This window comes from Pseudomonas sp. 210_17 TE3656, from assembly GCF_054821965.1.
The window spans coordinates 4705570-4721814 of the sequence record NZ_JBTRBC010000001.1 but is presented as its reverse complement, the minus strand read 5'-3'; the positions used below and the strand labels follow the sequence as shown (position 1 = coordinate 4721814).

Genomic DNA, 16245 nt, shown 5'->3' with positions numbered 1-16245 from the left:
GACTTGTTTTCATTAGCATGCTCGCACCAAGGAGTTTCGGTGCCCCTAGCCCTATCCTCTGTACGTCGCCAGGAACTGCACGACCTCTACACCGATCATCATGCCTGGCTGCTGAACTGGCTGCGCAAGCGTCTGCAGCATCGCGAAACCGCTGCCGACCTGATGCAAGACACCTTCCTCCAATTGATTGGCCGCCCTGCCGCCAGCGGTGAGCTGCAGCAACCCAGGGCCTGGTTGACCACGGTGGCCAAGGGTTTGATGGTCGATCGCCTGCGCCGGCAACGCCTTGAACAGGCGTATCTACAGGTACTTGCCAGCCAGCCCGAAGCGTTTGAAGTCTCACCCGAAGAGCGTCTGCTGCTGCTCGAAACCCTGATCCGTATCGATGCCCTGCTCGACGGTCTGCCAACCAACGTGCGCACGGCCTATCTGCTGTCACGCCTTGAGGGCATGCCCTACCGCGACATCGCCGCGCACCTTGGGGTGTGTCTGAGCTCGGTGGAAAAGTACATGGCAACCGCCATGCGTCACTGCTTTCAGGCCCGGTGGTCATGAGCGCCAGCAACGTCAACGCGGATGAACTGGAACAGGCCATCAGCTGGATGGTGCGTCTGGGCTCCGGTGAAGCACCCGAAGAACTCTGGCAGGCCTGCAGCCACTGGCGCGCGGCGAATCCCCGTCACGAGACAGCCTGGCAAGCGCTACAGGTGAGCGAAGGGCTGTTCGCACTGCCCCCTTCACAGGCGCGCATTGTTCGCCAGGCCCTGGAGAGCTCCGGGCGTCCCGCGCTATCCCGGCGTCATGCCCTTAAACTGCTGGGCCTGCTCGGTGCGGGCTGGCTGGTGCTGGATTCGCCGCCGACGAGAAAAACCGACTTCAGCACCGCCGTCGGCCAGCGCAGCCGTTTTGTCCTGGCGGAGCACACCCAGCTGTGGCTGAACACCGACAGCGCGGTCGACCGGCCAAGCACTTCGCAGGCACCGCGAATTGTGCTGCAACGTGGCCAGATCCAGGTGGCTCATCATGCCCCTGGTCTTGCTCCGCTGCAGGTGCACAGTGCCAATCTGCTGCTACGCACCCGCGACGCCCGCTTCGACCTGCAGCGCCAAGGGCAACACCATCGTCTGGCCATGCTCGAAGGCAGCGCTGAGGTACAAATCGCCCAGCATCCCGTGGCCCGCGTTGCTGCCGGGCAACAATGGCTGATCGGCGCCGACAGCCTGCAACCTGTGCCAGACACCGGCATAACCCCGGGCACCTGGGTCCAGGGGCAGTTGGTAGTCCGGCGTATTGCCCTGGCGCAGTTGATCGACGAGCTGGCGCGCTATCGCAGTGGCTGGCTGCAGTGCTCCAGCGAGGTTGCCAAGCTGCCCGTCTCCGGGGTTTTCCAGCTCGACGATATCGAACGCACGCTGGATGTGCTCAGTGCCTCGCTGCCGGTGAAAACCCTGCGCGTGTCTCGGCTGTGGGCGCGTGTCGTGCCTGCCTGAAGATTTTTACCTCGGCTGTTACGGGTTTTCGCGCGCCCTTCGACATAAGAGAAAAACACGCATTTGTCGAAGGAGCTTCACGTCCATGCAACACCGTAAACACCGTCTCGCGCTCGTGCTCCACGCTGTCCTGGCCGGGGGCGCACTGGCCCTGCCAGCCACGAACGCGCTGGCCGAAGTCCGCGATCACAGCTACAACCTGCCGGCCACCTCCCTGGAAGATGCCCTCAACCAATTTGCTCAACAGGCCGGCATCACCCTGCCCCTGGACCCGACACTGCTGGCGGGCAAGCAAGCGCCTGCGCTCAACGGTGAATACGAAGTCCAACAGGCCCTGGATCGCCTGTTGCAAAACAGCGGGCTGAAGGCCCGTCAGGTCGATGCGCGGATCTGGGCCCTCGGGCCAAGTAACAGCAGCGCGCTCAACCTCGACAACATGGTGATTACCGCCAGCCAGACCGAACACAGCGAACTCACCGCCCCCGCCAGCGTCAGTGTGATCAATCGCGAGCAACTGCAACAGATGCAGGCGCTGGACCTTGCCGAAGCGGTTGCCAAAGTGCCCGGTGTCAGCATCGCCGCGTCTTCCACCTACGGCCGCCACAAGATCAAGATGCGTGGCCTGGACTCCGACTACACCCTGCTGCTGGTCAACGGCCGCCGGATCAACTCGCGCGACGCCCTGACCAGCAACTACGCCAACGACTTCGACCTGTCGGCCATCCCCTTGAGCGCGGTGGAACGCATCGAAGTGATCCGTGGGCCGATGTCGTCGTTGTATGGCGCCGACGCCATGGGCGGGGTGATCAACGTGATCCTGCGCCGTCCCGGCAACGAGGCCGAAGGCTCGCTGAGCTACAGCTACCAGCACACGCCCTCCGGCGAGGGCGGCGACGTTCACAACAGCTCGATCTATACCGCCGGGCCGCTGATCAAGGATCGCCTGCTCGGCAACCTGATACTCGACGGCAGTGACCAGGCTGCGTGGAAATCCAGCATGACCACCGACGACCGCGCCCATGCCCGCGAGCAGCGGCAGAACTGGGCGTTGATGTCCAACCTGATCTGGTTGATCGACGACAGCCAGGACCTGGAGCTGGACTTCAGCGCCCGCAACGACCAGCGCGACGGCGTGTGGAACAACTCCAACGTCAACTTTCCGCGCAACCAGCAGGAAATGGACCGCTACACCTTCGGCCTGACCCACAACGCCCAGATGGAACGCGCCAACACCCGGCTGCGCTACTACCACGAACAGGTCAACCTCAACGACGACTCGCAACTGACCACCAGCTTGCGCGGCATGGTCGGGGATGTCCGCCAGCGTAACCAAACGATTGACGGACAGGTCAGCGGCGAGCTGGACAATCACTTGCTGACCGCCGGTGCCGAGTATCGCCACACCGTGCTCGAACACAACCAGAACCTCAATGGCGACACTACAGACTTCCAGCGCGCCCTCTACCTGCAGGACGAAATCGGCCTGGGCGACCTGCGCCTGACTTTGGGCGGACGTCTGGACGACCACAAGTCGTTCGGCTCTGAATTCAGCCCTCGGGCCTATGCGGTGTATTCACTGACCGATGAATGGGTGGTCAAGGGTGGCGTGGGCAAAGCGTTCAAGGCACCGAGCATCAGCCAGTCCGACTCCAGCTACGCGATTGCCGCCTGCCGCGGCCGCTGCGTAGTCGCCGGCAACCCGGACCTGAAACCGGAAACGGCGACGTCCTATGAGATCGGTACGCTGTACCAGGGAGAAAGGCTCGAACTTGGCGCCAACCTGTTCTACAACGACATCAAAGACATGATCCTCGCCGACGGATGGCGTCGCGGTCACATGCCGTCGGTATTGACCTACTACAACGTCAGCAGCGCGCGTACTCGCGGCGTTGAACTGTTCTCCAGCGCCCAGCTGAGCGACAGCCTGAAACTGACCGCCAACTACACCCTGACCGAAGCCGAAGACCGAGACACCGGCGAAGAACTGCGCCAGGTGCCGAAACATACCGGCAACGCCGACCTGAACTGGCAAGTGAGTCAACGCTGGCAGGCGCAGCTGGGTTACCAGTACATCGGCAGCCAGGTACTGCGCAACACTATCAGCAACAAGGACGTGGACAGCGCTGCCTATCACCTGGTCAACCTGGGCAGCCAGTATCAACTGACCCCGCAGTTGAGCCTCAATGGCGGCGTGAAAAACCTTGGCGACAGCGACCGCGACGCGGCCGCGCGTGACAGTGACTACATCGAGCTGAGCCGGACGTTCTACGCCGGATTCACTTTGGCGTTCTAAGACGAAAGCCTCCCCCGGTAGGAGCGGGCTTGCCCCGCGATGCGATTTGACTGACAGACCGCAATCGCGGGGCAAGCCCGCTCCCACAGTAGCTGCAATTCCAGCAGTAGACCTGCCGGATCAGAAGGCGAAACAGGAACAGCCCAACGCCCCCCAGAAACCCTGAAAGTCACTCACCGGCACCGTAGACTGGCGCGCACGCTCATGGCTGTGGGCGTGTACGCCGCAGGCCCCGAGACACTGATGCACCTGCCCCGTCAGCGGCGCCGCAGGTCGCCAGTGGCCGGGCACCTTGGCCACCGGTGACCACTCCGGCAGCACCGGCAACGCTGGCGGGCCAAGCTTGTCGAACTCGCCGGCGCCATACACCACCTTGCCACCCACCACGGTCAGCACCGACTCGATCCACTTGATCGACTCCTCCTCGACACTGAAATAGTCCGCCGATAACGCCACCAGGTCAGCCAGCTGCCCCACCTTGATCTGCCCCTTCTTGCCCTGCTCGCTGGAGAACCAGGCGCTGCCATGGGTAAACAACTCCAGCGCGACATCACGCGACAAGCCTTGCGGAGACAGCGCCATACCCCCCACGGTCCGGCCACTGACCAGCCAGTACAGCGAAGTCCACGGGTTGTAGCTGGACACCCGGGTAGCGTCGGTGCCTGCCCCCACCGGCACGCCCTCGCTGAGCATGCGCTGGATCGGCGGCGTTTTCTCTGCAGCCTGGGCGCCATAGCGGTCAACAAAGTACTCACCCTGAAACGCCATGCGGTCCTGAATGGCGATACCGCCGCCCAGCGCCCGCACCCGCTCGATGTTTTGCGGGGTGATGGTTTCGGCATGGTCGAAGAACCATGGCAATCCGTTGAACGGGATATCGCGATCAACCTTCTCGAACACATCCAGCATGCGCGAGATCGATTCGTTGTAAGTGGCATGCAGACGGAACGGCCAGCGCTGCTCGACCAGGTGACGCACCACCGGTTCCAGCTCCTGCTCCATGGTCTGAGGCAGGTCCGGGCGCGGCTCGAGGAAGTCTTCGAAGTCCGCCGCCGAGAACACCAGCATCTCGCCCGCGCCGTTGTGGCGGAAGAAATCGTCACCGTCGCCAGGTTTGACGATCTGGCTCCAGTTCTTGAAGTCGCTCAGTTCTTCCTTGGGCTTTTGGGTAAACAGGTTGTAGGCAATGCGAATACTCAGCTGCCCCTGCTTGGCCAGCTCCTGGATCACCGCGTAATCGTCCGGGTAGTTCTGGTAGCCGCCACCAGCATCGATGGCGCTGGTCAGGCCCAGCCGATTGAGTTCGCGCATGAACTGCCGGGTGGAGTTGACCTGATACTCCAGCGGCAGCTTCGGCCCCTTGGCCAGGGTGGCGTAAAGAATGGTGGCGTTGGGGCGGGCAATCAGCATGCCGGTCGGCTCGCCTTTACTGTCACGCTGAATTTCGCCGCCAGGCGGGTTGGGCGTGTCCTTGGTGTAGCCCACGGCCTTGAGCGCGGCGCGGTTGAGCAGCGCGCGGTCGTAAAGATGAAGAACGAACACCGGCGTGTCCGGCGCCGCGCGGTTGATTTCCTCAAGGGTCGGCATGCGCTTTTCCGCGAACTGGAACTCGTTCCAGCCGCCGACCACCCGCACCCACTGCGGCGCCGGCGTGCGCTCGGCCTGCTCCTTGAGCATGCGCAAGGCATCGGCCAGCGACGGCACGCCTTCCCAGCGCAACTCCAGATTGTAATTGAGGCCGCCACGGATCAGGTGCAGGTGCGAGTCGTTGAGACCGGGAATCACCGTGCGCTGGTCAAGGTCGATGAGCTGGGTGGCACCACCGCGCTGGGCCATGGCCTCGGCATCGCTGCCGACCGCGGTGAAGCGCCCGTCCTTGATCGCCACCGCCGTAGCACTGCGCTTATCGCGGTCGACGGTGTGGATACGGCCGTTGAACAGGATCAGATCTGCAGACATGGAACCCCCTGAAAAAGTGGCGTGGAAACCGAAGTGTTTGCAATCAACGCGCATTCAGCCAGGCAGCGAACGCCCGGGTTGCAAGCGGCATGAAGCAATAGACCACCAACAACACAATGCTCAAGGTGATCACCACGTTGCTCGGCACATAGCCGCCGAGCCATGGCCAGATACCGAACGCCGGTTGCCACAGCCAGGGCACCAGCAGCGACAGCGGCAGGATCACCAGGAAGGTCACACAGACTTGCTTCCAGCGTGGTGGTGGCGCATCGGCCGTGGCCGGGTTGAACCAGAACTCGCGTTCGGGATTGATCTCCAGACGGTCGCCATCGGCGAGCAACGGGCTGACCTCCTCGACCAGTTGCTTGCGTTCAGCAGAGTCCAGCCACGCCTGCAGCTGGGCGCTGGAAGCAAAGCGCAAAATGCAGGTGAACAGATGCAAACCACCTTGCCGCTCGCGCACCACATCGATGCCGATATGCCCGGGATAGCCCTTGGCGATACCGATGGTGCGGCGCAGCCAGGCCTCATATGGCGCCTGCTGCGCGTCGCGAACCTGATGGCGGATCAACAGGGTCACGACATCGTCTGAACGCTCGGTCGTCATCATGGGCTCCTCTGGGTTCAGCGCGAATGAACACAACCGCAGAAGAAACAGCATGGCCCAATCAGCGAAAAATGCTCGCCGGCCTCGTCGACGAACACGCCTCACCGCCACTCGTCGCCTTTGACATGATGGCACTCATTTTTTGACACCCGCTGGCGTGCCAATTGCACAAGCCCGCCCCAGCGGCCCCGAAAAGACGTAATTCTGACGCGGCAGCGGCCAAAATTATCGTTTACGGGCGCCTAAGAGACGCCTGCTCAGTTATCGGAGATGTAACGTGTCAACGCTCAATGAAATCGCAATGAACCACGCGAGAATGGTCAAACGGCTGGCGGAGGAATCGATCGTACTGGAACAGCGACAGCCCATCGTCGTCGGCGGTTTCGAGGTTTCCTCCATTGACACGCCAGACCCCATGCCGCTGCCCTTCATCATTGATGCTCAAGACAGAAGCATCGAGCTGGTTGCTGTAGCGGTCTGATCGCCAGTCGGCATTACTCGCGTTATGTCGTAAAATAGCCGGTTGCCGAAAGAACCGTCATGGCCATAGCCATGAAGGGCTTTCATTCTTTCCAAATAATTGTGGTGAAGATGAACAAGCCTTTCATTTCGCTGTGCCCGGAAATTACTCGGGCACACGCACTGACACTGATGGATTGGTTGGAAGATGAGCGCGTTACCTGCTACCTGAGCGATTCGCGTCATGTCTCCCGCTCCATCGAGCAAGTCATCGATCGGACTCAATTGCCGATCCTGACCCACCTATTCAACCGGGGCGGCCGATTCTTCATGGCCTATGACCGGCATGACGCCCCGGTGGGCTTTGTCCGTCTGATCAAGACCGGCCCGAATTGCGAGATCGTCCTGGTCATCGGAGACAGCGACAAATGGGGCCGAAACCTTGGCGCCCGCACCATCCGCGAAGGCATGAAACTGGCCTTCCTCGACATGCGGGCCGAGAAGCTCATCGCCAAGATCCACCCGGACAACGCGCGCTCGCTGAAAGTCTTTCTGCGCAGCGGCTTTCTGCTTGAGAGCGAAACGCCGACCTTGAAGTCATATTCCATGACTGCGGGGCGCTATCTCCAGTTCTTGCGCGAAGGTGCCATTGTCGACTCCACTGAGATCTACATCACTGAAATCGACAAGGCCAGGCTCGAGAGCCTGATCGCGCTCGAGCAAGGCCCGGCCGTTGTTGAACTCGAACATGAGCTTGAGCGAGCCATTGTCGTCAAGCCGCAGCAGGTGGCGCGCAATGTCGTCACGATGAACTCCAGGGCCTTGCTGCAGCTGGACGACGAAGAGATCGAAGTGGCCCTGGTTTACCCTGAAGACGCGGACAGCAGCGCCGGGAAGTATTCCGTGTGCTCCGACATCGGCGCCGCCATCCTGGGCTATCAGGAGGGGGACGCCATCGACTGGCGAGTTTCTGACCGGACCCGCCGGATCGGGATCAGGAAAGTGCTTTACCAGCCGGAGGCCGCGGGGGATTTCCACCTGTAATTGTGCCTTTAGCTCAGTGTTCGACCATCAGGCGCGAAAGTCCCCCAAGGCTTTCCGTGCCTGATGCGGACCCTGGTACTGACCGCAGGACTGCGCAGCGTGCTACTCGCGAGATCACCCTGCGCCCCGTCCGGCCCCCGGTTCAACGACCATGGCATGGGCCAAATCCTCAACCAGCGCCTTGGCCATCCCCACCAGATAATGCGCTGCCCACGCCGACGTACCGTCCTGCTCAAGGCCGGCTTGCAGCGTCAGGTGGTGCGCACAGCCCATCATGACCGAAACCTGCTCCAGCACAAACGCCGCACCGTGCCCTGGTTCGACCCGAAACAACCGCTCAGCCCCTACCCCGCCCTCGCCTTCAGCGAAGGTGCCGATGCCTACCGTCTTGAGGCCTGACCGCGAATCCTCATCCATCCCAACCTCCCCAGCCCCAATTGCAACTACAAGGCCGACTCCAAACAAACTCTGTAGGAGCGGATTCATCCGCGATCGAGCGCAAAGCGCTCGCCTATCCCAGACCAGCCACCCACGCCCGACCACGAAAAACCCGCCGTTACTGCTACTGAATCAATGCCGCAACTGAACCTTACTCAACGCCACTTCAACCAAAGCGCGGGCATGGTCGATTTCACGCATGGTCGCCAAGGTCAGCACCTGGCCTGGAGAGCTGGAATGAAGCAGGACAGTCTGCTGTGCCACGGTCATGGCGCAGACCAGGTATTCGGAGATTTGGACGAGGATGTCTTCGAGGGATTGGTTGGGGTTGAGGGGTGGGTCTGGGACGATTTTTAACATAGCGAAACTCCTTGCTGGTGGAGCCGCCACAGACCTGCTGTCAAACAGAAAGGTGGCAGCTATACGCGGGTTGACAGACCGAGAGCAAGGGAACCCGGCGCACACGAATGTGCCCCACGTACAGCCGCCATAAAGCATGCCGAAAGGGTACTTGCTAATCGGTCTGTCAAAACCGGTCGTTGAATTGGCAACGACTGGGCGAGACTAGAGCTCGATCGGAAGCACCGCAATGGCCTAAAGGCGGCGGAAGTATGATTCGGAAATGGACTACAGGGAATCGGGAAATTCTGAAGATTTGTACGTCCAACGACCAAAATCTCCAAGATTACGAGATGATTTCACGAAAGCTCGCGCGATAGCCCATCGGCTTCAAATGAAGCGTCTGTGTGCAGTGCAAGGTCTAAGGCTTACCAAAAATCTGCTGAATGGTGTTATTTATACTATCAATCCCCTCAAGCACTTTCTGCTGAGAGTCCGACTTGTTCGTAGGAAGACTTGTAGGATTTGTTGAGGCTTGTTTCGCGCAGCTATTCGAGCATACTTCATGTCCAGACTGGCATATCTCAAGGCACTTTTGCAGCGTGTTTTTCTGTTGAACCTGACAGTTATGCTGGCAGTTCACCAACATGCTAGAACACCCATTCTGGCAAGTTTCAAAAGCAGATCCTGCGGATGCTTGAGCACTCGCAAAAAACAACAAAAAACATAATAACATTCTCATAACGAGCACCTTGTCATCGCTCAGCACTCATTGCTTGTTACGATCCATTGACCTTTGCAACTCAAACTATAAGCCTGCATCACCCGCCGATATTAACTTATAAAAACAAACATAGAAAAAAGCAAATCTCAATTGGAAATCATCTCGATTACAAAATGATATATTGATTCTTGATGGCGCTGCTTTAATTAACTTAGTTAAATTGGCCGTATTGTTCGGTGCGTGGATGCAGCTGGAGGTTTCTATGCTGGCTTTCAGGGTATGCCTGCTGCTGTTAGCATTTTCTGCAACCTCTGCACTTGCAGCACCATGCACTTACTGTTTCGATCTTAGGAAAAAGTGTCACGAGCAGCAGTGCGCAAAATTGGATGGTTCGGCGAAGACAGATTGCTTTCATGAGTGTGCCAACTCATTTCGTGCTTGTAGGAACAGTTGCGAAAATAAAAATCAAGGTGCAGCATCGCCAGCCCAACCGTTGGGCAGTATCGACAAAGTTAACAATGCAATTCAAAAAATCTTTGGTGATCCTTGAGGCATAACCAAAGCACGGGCATTGTCGATCTCATGCATGGTGGACAAAGTCAGGATTTGGCTTGGAGAGCTGGAATGAAGCAGGACAGTCTGCTGTGCCACGGTCATGGCGCAGATCAGGTATTCGGAGATTTGGACGAGGATGTCAGCGTGCCGAAAGGATACTTGCTAATCAGTCTGTCAAAACCGGTCGTTGAATTGGCAACGACTGGGCGAGACTAGAGCTCGATCGGAAGCACCGCAATGACTAAAGGAGGCGGGACTACAGGGAATCGGGAATCTCTGAAAATCTGCATGTCACGGATTGCAAATCCGTCGGCAACTGGGACCGACGGCGTATTGCGGTACACGAGAGTCGGTATGAATTCCTGCGCCACAGGAAAACGAACAACTCGATGTAGGACTAGTCCTTCTGTTTTGTAGGATCTCGCGCTATCTTCGCTGGCGATATGCCACGCTTTTAAGGACGCGAGATGCAATTTTTCTGGGTAAACCTAGGCACGACTCACAAGGAAGCGAGAGAAGGCAAATTTCTCTGGGCCCCGCTGAGCTCGCGATCAAAGACTGGCCGGGAGCAAACATGTCGCCACTGGGACAACGTTGGTAAGGTAAAAGCCGGGGACTTGATTTTCTGCTACCACGACAACTACCTGCGCGCCATTGCCACTGCCGAACGAGATGCCTATCCAGCAGAGCGGCCCCCTACCCGCTCGTTTAACGAGTGGAGTAACGAAGGGTTCCGAGTCGATATTGCACTCACCGACCTCAAGCACCACGTACGCAGCGGCGACATCGCACCCACATACCAAGCGCAATTCAACGTCCGTACAGAGCCGTCTTTGTTCAACATCAAAGGCCGCATTACTCAGATTTACATGGCGCACGTGCCTGCGGATGCAGCGCTGTACTTGTTAGAGCAAGCCGAAGTTATTGCTGACTACGAAGACCAGTTCATTGATGCTGGATCGCCAGGAAAAGCCCCTTCCGTTACGACACGAGAAGCGCTCGTAAAGGCTCGAATTGGCCAAGGCGCATTTCGAACAGGATTGCTCAAACGTTGGGAGAAAAAGTGCGCGTTGACCGGGCTAAAAAATCCCAATCTGTTAGTAGCCTCGCACATTCAGGCTTGGGCCTTAGCCGACAACCACGCCCGTCTGGATACAGACAACGGATTGCTGCTGGCCACCCACATTGACCGACTCTTCGACTGTGGGTTGATTTCTTTTGGTGAGAATGGACAACTGCTCATCAGCGACGACTTGGCAGCGGAGGAACACAAAATCTTAGGGCTGGACCAATACACATCGATTCCGACCTTGAGTGAAGGCAATCGACGCTACCTTGAGAAGCACCGGGAGCGATTTAGCTTTTCATAGGGGGCATTTTTCAGTTCGGGTAAACTCTCGCTTTTAGCTTTCACCTTTTTGACTTACGTGGCCCCATTGGCCCGAAATCTGAATCAACTGACAAGGCAAACGATATGGCACGGATGTGGATGGTTCGCGGCGAAGGGGGAAGCTTGTACGACGCTTTTCGCGAGAGAGAAATTGCGGCCATCGGATGGGTCCAGTTAGCACCCCATGCCAAGCCAGGCATCGGACGCAAACAATTGATGTCCTTGTATCAGTCGATCGAACCTCAAATGAAACAAGGCACCATTGTTTCAGGCGCGTCTCAGGTTTGGCGTTTCGTGAACGAAATCCAGAATGGTGATTGGGTCATAACCTACTCTCCGGCTAACCGCCTCTACCTGGTCGGCACAATCACCGGGATGGCAGAGCACCACCCAGAGTGGGCAGAACAAGGCATGGCGCTGGCTCGAAAAGTACAATGGCAACCGCTAGAGCTGTCACGCGAGAAACTGGGTGTAACCACTAAAAACAGCTTGGGGTCTACCCTGACCGTTTTCGAAGTGCCAGCCCGAGCTGCAGCAGAAGTCTTGGCTGCATTAAAAGGTGGCCCAGCCCCAGAGCCCGATGACGTCACCGATGAAGCTATTGCCGACCCTCTAGCTGATATCGAATCTCAAGCCGTCGAGCGCATCAAAGACCGGGTGAGTGAGATTGACTGGGACGAAATGCAGCATCTGGTCGCGGGGATTCTACGTGCGATGGGTTACAAAACTCAGGTTTCACCACCAGGTTCAGACCGTGGGAAGGACATCGTCGCTTCACCGGACGGATTTGGGTTTGAGAATCCTCGTATTGTTGTCGAGGTGAAACACCGTAAGGGGCAGATGGGTAGCCAGGATATTCGTAGCTTCCTCGGCGGCCGTCATAAAGACGATCGTGGCTTGTACGTCAGTACGGGTGGTTTCAGTAAGGATGCACTCTACGAAGCGGATCGTGCCTCTATTCCGTTATCGCTGTGGACGCTGGATCATGTAGTTAGAGCGTTGATTGAGCACTACGATGCTACAGATGCGGAGACCAAGAGGATTGTTCCTTTGAAGAGACTTTATTGGCCTGCTTAAGCTCTGTGCGAAAAGAGTTGTTTTGTAGACACCGAAAATGTTGAACAAAGGCGAGACGGGGGTTCAAATCCCCCCGGCACATCGGCGCTTGAGCCCTTCATCAAAGCTCGTCAGAGCGAAACTCTGGAAGGATAAAGATCAGTACTGACATCTGAAGAGGAAGTCTGGAAGAAGAAAAAGGCCAAGTCACTCGAAAAGCCCCTTCCCCCAGAAACAACAAAGCCACCCGAAGGTGGCTTAGTTGTTCTAAATAATGGTCGGGACGGAGTGATTCGAACACTCGACCCCTTGCACCCCATGCAGCGGGCGAAAGGTCAGTAAGTCGCTGAATTCGCTCACAATCCTACCTAAACCGGACCGCCACAGTATCGGGTTTTTCGCGGTTTTGCAAACGGAAACACGCGGCCTGGACGGGTGGTTTTGCGCGCTTTTTCCTGGGGAACTGAATGTGTCACTGCCGTTTATTGCTACCCTGCATAGCCAGCAACTTGTGGCATTGCTACGCTACCGCTGACGATCAGCAGGACGCCATATGAACAAGAAGGACATACCTCGTCGAGCACTTCTTTTACTTGCGAGCTGCGCGATAGCTGAAGTCGCGCTCGCGCGTGGCGGCGGCCGTGGAGGTCGAGGTGGCCGCGGCGGTCGGAGAGGCGGAGGTGCTGGGGGTCTGTTTGTGCTGCTTTTTATCGCCGGAGGCTTCGGCTGTTGCTGGCTTTACGGCAAGTTGTTCAAGCGCTCGCCAGAGCCTACCCAGGAAACTGTAGCTGCCACTGGCCGCGAACTCCCCGCAAAGCCACCGGCCATCGAATGGGAGAATCTTGGTCTTTGCCCTAAATGCGGGAGCGTAATGCGCCGCCGAACCGCGGGAGCCGGTCGATATGCTGGCCGGCCATTCCTGGGCTGCTCGACCTACCCTCGGTGCTCCGGTATTCGTAAATTCAAACTTCCCGGTTAGCGGGCACCGAGGAGTAATATGACTGGGAATTGCAGGCGCACCTGCGAGTTCAAAGACAATGCCAAGCACGAGCATTCAGCGCCCCGGCGTCCTGCCGACCGCCCCCTCCTACAGCTCGTCACCCCGAGCTGGTCAGCATTGGCCTGCCTCGATTACTGTATATGCGAACAGTATTGATGGGTGGCACCGTGATCATTGACGACGACAGCTTTTCGCTGGGCATGCCCACTCCCATGGAGATGCTCGAGCAACACGCGCTCCTGCTTCAGGGAGAGAACGAGCAGCTGCAGCACGACCTTTCCCGGGCGCGGAAGAACATCGAGAAGCTGGTGGCGATCAACAAGGGTCAGGCCGAGCAGATCACTCAGCTGAATGACAGGAACAAGCGGCTGAGCTCGGATGTGTCCAGGCTTCACGTAGAAAACACTGCGCTGATGAACAAGCAGCTGGGCGGCTGCTCACCGACATGGGGCGGGAAACCGCCCTAGCCATGGGGATGTATAGGCCCGCCAAACATCCGTAGCTGATACTCCTGAGCCTCAGTCATGAGGGAAACCGCCCGAAGCCCAAGGCGCTCCACCTCCTCCGGTGAAGCGTGACCTTTGGCCTCATTGTATCGGCGAAGCGCATTCATAGCTTGCCCCATCAAGAGTTCCGCCGTCGCTGTCTCGCTGATCGAACCCTTCATTTCCCCGGCCTCTGATGGCTCCCTTCGCTTCCGCGGAATTGCGAAGTTTTCAGTGGAGTGGATGTACAGGCCAACCGAGGGCGCGGCGCTGGTACTCGTGAACCGCCTCAAACAGAGACTCGGCCTCAAGCCGCAAGCGATCCACCTCCTCCTCCACTGGCGTAAGGGAATCCCTAGCCTCGTGGTAAAGACGTAGCGCATCCATTGCCTGCTGCATCAGCGGCTCGCCTGCGGCCATTACCTCCTCCAAGTCCTTCATGACCAACTCCCATTCCTTGATCAGAGCAGTATAGGGCGAATCGCCGCCAAGGCCTGCTCTACTCAGGTACGGGAATCTGCTTTGGTCAGATCTCGGGCCGGGAACGGTTGGACGTTTAGCCGCCCCCTGGTGTTACCTGGCTGCCCCTCCATAAAATTGATGTTCTAAATCGATAAATACAACATAAAAAGTGTTTACACAAAACGAATACTTTCTATCTTCTGATAGTCTGTTATTAAAGCTAGAAGGCACAATAAATCCGGCAAGCCTTACAGCTCCCTCCATACGAAATCTGGCCCACTCAACATCGTGAGGCACAGACACCGGATGAGTAAAACCGGAGGGCTTTGGAAAACTCTTATATATTTCCAGGATTGTTCTTCCGCCCCCTCCCACTCGCTGATGCAACCAATAGCTTAGAGGGTGAGCACTGTAATTCTTGAGCTTCCCCACCAAATCATTGAGAAATTCCAAGGATAAAGCCGTGGCCGGATTTTCAACTGGCTGATGCAAATCCAAATACGAGAAATTAAATTTACATCTATTAATAAGCCCGGAGTTTTCAACCCCGTTAACTGGCAAGTTCTCCAAGAACCCTACAGCTTTTGCATTCTTGAACTTTCTCCTTGAACTCATACTCGGGGGACCCCACCAATTTTTCCCTCCCGATAAAGCGCAGCGATCGATCTATCATTCCTTACCAGATCCCCTGGAATCTGATCAAGCCTATAGCAGTAACTTTCCCCTTGTTCCTTAGCCACAAGAACGGTCCTATACTTACCCAGGCAATCTATTATATCCGAGTTGTGGGCAGTAAATATAAACTGAGCCCCATTTTTATTTATTAATGGATCTTGAAACAGATTTATCAACTGTGGAAGAAGCATAGGATGACAATTCTGATCGAATTCATCCATCACAAGCACTCCACCGCGCTCCAGCATGACGAAGTATATACCTAGCCTTCTATATAAAGCCATAGTGCCGCTGGATTGATTATAGGACGTAAGGTAAGCCTTCTGCGAACCATCGCCTACAACATGGGCAAAAAGCGGAAAATACTCAATTTCACCGGAGGCGTTTTCTCTATGATGCAACTCAATATCATGAATACCCAGATCGCTATTTATAATGATATTTTTTGCAAACTCAAAAGCCAATTCATTATTAAAGTAGAATTGCGAGACGCTCTCCCTTGTAAAGAGAAGCTCATCCGAAACAACCCCAACACTTGTCATATTTCCAGAGATATTTGAGAACAATTTCGATATTTGAGCGAAATCGCTTGCCACCCCCTTCAACTTGTACATTAGCGTTGTAGAAATCAAAGAAGCATTAGATTTCAATTCAACCATATCGATCGCAGAAAATTCGGCCACTCTTCTTACAATCTTATTAGCTTTCCTCTCAACCAAAAGCGTCTTACGCTGAAGCCTTTTATAGAGAGCTTCCCTCACAACTTTTTTAGGTGTAGCAGTTAACTCATAAAAGTACCGTACCGAGTCAATCTCGAAATCAACGTAAAAATCACTAACTTTATCATTATCAAAGTAATTTCTGAATCCAAGACTTTGGTCTTCCATGAACCCAAATGACTCAGTTATAAAGTGCGCGATGAACTCAATCGCCTTCAACACGTTAGTCTTCCCAGAGGCGTTAGCCCCCTTTACCCCGAGGACCGTAGCGACTCTTTTCCCTTGTGAAATATTCACAGGGGTCTTTGCGGAAAGCTCGAAAGATATTTCCATTCCTTCCTTGAATGAGAAATAGTTAGTCGCCCCGAAGGAGTAGATCATTATCCGCCTCAGCCTTAATCTAATATTCCGTCAAAAATGACGCCTGAGCATAATAAGGCACCGTTGCGAGGTTGGCTAGGTCCATGATCACGCCGGAATGAGCCATGTGTCCAGAATGGGGGCGGCAGCCGCCGGAATTGCGTCATTGTCGACATGTCAGCGCAGCATG

The 16245-nt window shown here is 56.5% G+C and carries 14 protein-coding genes; 8 read left to right on the top strand and 6 right to left on the bottom strand.

What is annotated here, in order from left to right; genetic code table 11:
* The first annotated feature begins 39 nt into the window (after positions 1-39).
* From ACVI9W_RS22030 to ACVI9W_RS22020, 3 genes are all read left to right on the top strand, one after another.
* On the top strand, positions 40-555 hold the full coding sequence (locus ACVI9W_RS22030) for a sigma-70 family RNA polymerase sigma factor (RefSeq protein ID WP_461531189.1): 516 nt from the start codon (positions 40-42) through the stop codon (positions 553-555).
* The gene (locus tag ACVI9W_RS22025) at positions 552-1490 is read left to right on the top strand and encodes a FecR family protein (RefSeq protein WP_461531188.1); all 939 of its coding nucleotides are present in this window, start codon (positions 552-554) and stop codon (positions 1488-1490) included. The genes ACVI9W_RS22030 and ACVI9W_RS22025 overlap by 4 nt, the downstream gene beginning before the upstream one ends.
* Before the next feature lie 85 nt (positions 1491-1575).
* Entirely contained in the window at positions 1576-3783 is a 2208-nt protein-coding gene (locus ACVI9W_RS22020) for a TonB-dependent receptor domain-containing protein (RefSeq protein ID WP_461531187.1), read from the top strand.
* 120 nt (positions 3784-3903) lie between these two features.
* Here the strand turns inward: ACVI9W_RS22020 and ACVI9W_RS22015 are convergent, their stop codons facing one another.
* The gene (locus tag ACVI9W_RS22015) at positions 3904-5742 is read right to left on the bottom strand and encodes an amidohydrolase (protein ID WP_461531186.1); all 1839 of its coding nucleotides are present in this window, start codon (positions 5740-5742) and stop codon (positions 3904-3906) included.
* A 43-nt stretch (positions 5743-5785) separates the two neighbouring features.
* Positions 5786-6349, bottom strand: a complete 564-nt coding sequence (locus ACVI9W_RS22010) for an antibiotic biosynthesis monooxygenase (protein ID WP_051939259.1) — start codon at positions 6347-6349, stop codon at positions 5786-5788.
* 277 nt (positions 6350-6626) lie between these two features.
* Here ACVI9W_RS22010 and ACVI9W_RS22005 point away from each other — a divergent pair, with 277 nt between their 5' ends.
* Positions 6627-6830 (top strand): hypothetical protein, encoded by a 204-nt coding sequence (locus ACVI9W_RS22005; RefSeq protein ID WP_191833586.1) that lies wholly within the window; start codon positions 6627-6629, stop codon positions 6828-6830.
* 59 nt (positions 6831-6889) lie between these two features.
* The gene (locus tag ACVI9W_RS22000) at positions 6890-7852 is read left to right on the top strand and encodes a bifunctional GNAT family N-acetyltransferase/nucleoside diphosphate kinase regulator (RefSeq protein ID WP_461531185.1); all 963 of its coding nucleotides are present in this window, start codon (positions 6890-6892) and stop codon (positions 7850-7852) included.
* 114 nt (positions 7853-7966) lie between these two features.
* On the opposite strand, the gene ACVI9W_RS21995 is transcribed toward ACVI9W_RS22000, so the two are convergent.
* Positions 7967-8269, bottom strand: coding sequence for a DUF3077 domain-containing protein (locus tag ACVI9W_RS21995; RefSeq protein WP_461531184.1), 303 nt, complete (start codon positions 8267-8269; stop codon positions 7967-7969).
* 153 nt (positions 8270-8422) lie between these two features.
* Positions 8423-8650: a hypothetical protein gene (locus tag ACVI9W_RS21990; RefSeq protein WP_461531183.1), complete on the bottom strand. Its 228-nt coding sequence runs from the start codon at positions 8648-8650 to the stop codon at positions 8423-8425.
* 1725 nt (positions 8651-10375) lie between these two features.
* Between ACVI9W_RS21990 and ACVI9W_RS21985 the strand changes: the two genes are divergently transcribed.
* The 3 genes from ACVI9W_RS21985 to ACVI9W_RS21975 all read left to right on the top strand — a co-directional run bounded on the left by ACVI9W_RS21985 (position 10376) and on the right by ACVI9W_RS21975 (position 13821).
* Positions 10376-11278, top strand: coding sequence for an HNH endonuclease (locus ACVI9W_RS21985; protein ID WP_461531182.1), 903 nt, complete (start codon positions 10376-10378; stop codon positions 11276-11278).
* A gap of 104 nt (positions 11279-11382) precedes the next feature.
* Positions 11383-12375 (top strand): restriction endonuclease, encoded by a 993-nt coding sequence (locus ACVI9W_RS21980; RefSeq protein ID WP_461531181.1) that lies wholly within the window; start codon positions 11383-11385, stop codon positions 12373-12375.
* Positions 12376-13521: 1146 nt separating this feature from the next.
* Positions 13522-13821 (top strand): hypothetical protein, encoded by a 300-nt coding sequence (locus tag ACVI9W_RS21975; protein WP_461531180.1) that lies wholly within the window; start codon positions 13522-13524, stop codon positions 13819-13821.
* Between the two features lie 249 nt (positions 13822-14070).
* Here the strand turns inward: ACVI9W_RS21975 and ACVI9W_RS21970 are convergent, their stop codons facing one another.
* A complete protein-coding gene (locus ACVI9W_RS21970) occupies positions 14071-14280 on the bottom strand; it encodes a hypothetical protein (protein WP_461531179.1) in 210 nt (69 codons plus the stop codon).
* A 632-nt stretch (positions 14281-14912) separates the two neighbouring features.
* Positions 14913-16076: an AAA family ATPase gene (locus ACVI9W_RS21965; protein ID WP_461531178.1), complete on the bottom strand. Its 1164-nt coding sequence runs from the start codon at positions 16074-16076 to the stop codon at positions 14913-14915.
* Positions 16077-16245 lie beyond the last annotated feature (169 nt).

What these genes read in the sequence shown, in the direction of transcription:
- ACVI9W_RS22010 (WP_051939259.1), bottom strand. Translation starts at nt 6,349, where the DNA reads ATGACGACCGAGCGTTCAGACGATGTCGTGACCCTGTTGATCCGCCAT.
- ACVI9W_RS21995 (WP_461531184.1), bottom strand. Translation starts at nt 8,269, where the DNA reads ATGGATGAGGATTCGCGGTCAGGCCTCAAGACGGTAGGCATCGGCACC.
- ACVI9W_RS21965 (WP_461531178.1), bottom strand. Translation starts at nt 16,076, where the DNA reads ATGATCTACTCCTTCGGGGCGACTAACTATTTCTCATTCAAGGAAGGA.
- ACVI9W_RS22020 (WP_461531187.1), top strand. Translation starts at nt 1,576, where the DNA reads ATGCAACACCGTAAACACCGTCTCGCGCTCGTGCTCCACGCTGTCCTG.
- ACVI9W_RS21985 (WP_461531182.1), top strand. Translation starts at nt 10,376, where the DNA reads ATGCAATTTTTCTGGGTAAACCTAGGCACGACTCACAAGGAAGCGAGA.
- ACVI9W_RS22025 (WP_461531188.1), top strand. Translation starts at nt 552, where the DNA reads ATGAGCGCCAGCAACGTCAACGCGGATGAACTGGAACAGGCCATCAGC.
- ACVI9W_RS22000 (WP_461531185.1), top strand. Translation starts at nt 6,890, where the DNA reads ATGGCCATAGCCATGAAGGGCTTTCATTCTTTCCAAATAATTGTGGTG.
- ACVI9W_RS22015 (WP_461531186.1), bottom strand. Translation starts at nt 5,742, where the DNA reads ATGTCTGCAGATCTGATCCTGTTCAACGGCCGTATCCACACCGTCGAC.
- ACVI9W_RS21980 (WP_461531181.1), top strand. Translation starts at nt 11,383, where the DNA reads ATGGCACGGATGTGGATGGTTCGCGGCGAAGGGGGAAGCTTGTACGAC.
- ACVI9W_RS21970 (WP_461531179.1), bottom strand. Translation starts at nt 14,280, where the DNA reads ATGAAGGACTTGGAGGAGGTAATGGCCGCAGGCGAGCCGCTGATGCAG.
- ACVI9W_RS21990 (WP_461531183.1), bottom strand. Translation starts at nt 8,650, where the DNA reads ATGTTAAAAATCGTCCCAGACCCACCCCTCAACCCCAACCAATCCCTC.